This window comes from Streptomyces europaeiscabiei (assembly GCF_001550375.1).
GTDB classification, from domain to species: domain Bacteria; phylum Actinomycetota; class Actinomycetes; order Streptomycetales; family Streptomycetaceae; genus Streptomyces; species Streptomyces europaeiscabiei.
Map to the genome: position 1 here is coordinate 1 of NZ_LRTR01000231.1, position 746 is coordinate 746.

The 746-nt window shown below is 76.8% G+C and carries 1 protein-coding gene; it reads right to left on the reverse strand.

Annotation, left to right across the window (positions count from 1 at the left end; all coding sequences use genetic code 11):
• A partial coding sequence (locus AWZ10_RS11245; RefSeq protein WP_167365941.1) for a BACON domain-containing protein occupies positions 1–746 on the reverse strand: 746 nt, incomplete at both ends.

Below are 746 nucleotides of genomic sequence, written 5' to 3' on the forward strand. Positions count from 1 at the left end.
GGTCGGTGGGTGTCGGCGTCGGGTCCGGCTGGGCCGGGCCGGTGGGCGTGGGCTCCGGATCGGGTGCCGGGGGCGGGGCGGTGGGCCTCGGCGGGCCCGGGTCCGGGACCGGTGGCGTCGGCCGGGAGTCGACCGGCGGTGTCGCCACCGGACCGTAACCCTCGATCGTCACCACGGCCCCCGACGGAGCCAGTGACACCTGCGCCGTCCAGTATCCGGCGGGCTCGCTCAGCTGGTCGACGTACACCTTGATCGTCGCGGATCCGCCGGGTTCCAGGGTGCCCGAGGACCGGCTGAGGTAGAGCCAGTCGGCGCCGGTGCGGGCGGACCAGCGGACGGGTGAGTCGCCGGTCGCTCTCAGGGTGATGAGCGTGGTGTCACCGTCGTTCGCGGCGGCGACGGAGAGCGCGCCCCGCCCCTTGCCCTGGGTGACCTCCACGGACACGTCGTCCGCCGCGTGTTTCCCCTTGCCCGGGCGGGCGCCGGGCCTGGTGCGGGCGCTCGCGGCGTTCTCGTAGGCGTCGCCGCTGCCGTCTCCGACGGTGCCGTCGCCCTGCTCCTCGCCCGCGCTGACCGAACGGCCGTCGCCGCCCTCGCCGATGAGGGGGGCGGCCCGGTAGGCGGCCCAGAGGGCGAAGACCGGCGCGGCGACCACGGTGGCCACGACGGTCGTCGTGACGGCACGCGCGCGCAGCCGGTCCCGGCGGGCCGCGTGGTCCCTCGGGTCCATGGGGAATCCCCGCCGG